Annotated in this window: 1 protein-coding gene; it reads left to right on the forward strand. The window is 74.9% G+C overall.

Going from position 1 to position 450, the window contains the following annotated elements; translation table 11 throughout:
* Positions 1-450, forward strand: a 450-nt coding sequence (locus tag BKE38_RS30265) for an oligopeptide/dipeptide ABC transporter ATP-binding protein (protein WP_131829832.1), incomplete at both ends; no start/stop codon positions are given.

A 450-nucleotide genomic window follows, 5' to 3' on the forward strand; every position in this document is an offset into this window, starting at 1 on the left:
CCGACCACCGCGCTCGACGTCACCATCCAGGCGCAGATCCTCGAGCTGCTGCAGGAGATCCGCCGCGACAGCAACATGGCGCTGGTGCTCGTTAGCCACGACCTCGGCGTCGTCGCCGAGACCTGCGAGCGGGTCTGCGTCATGTATGCCGGCCGCATCGTCGAAGAGAACCTTGCCAGCCGGCTGTTCGAGACGCCCGCCCATCCTTACGCGGAGGGGCTGCTCGCCGCCCTGCCGCCGATGGACGGCCCCCGCCAGCCGCTGCGCGCCATCCCCGGCACGGTGCCGGAGCCCTGGGCCATGCCGCCCGGCTGCGCCTTCTCGCCGCGCTGCCCGCGCGCGACGGCGGCCTGCAACGGCGCCATGCCGGTGCTGGAGGCCCTGGGGCCGCAGCACCGCGCCGCCTGCTTCCACCCCGCGGCCTTGCCCGCCGCCTCCCCTGCCCTGGCC

The sequence above is a fragment of the Teichococcus deserti genome, assembly GCF_001982615.1.
Classification (GTDB): Bacteria; Pseudomonadota; Alphaproteobacteria; order Acetobacterales; family Acetobacteraceae; genus Pseudoroseomonas; species Pseudoroseomonas deserti.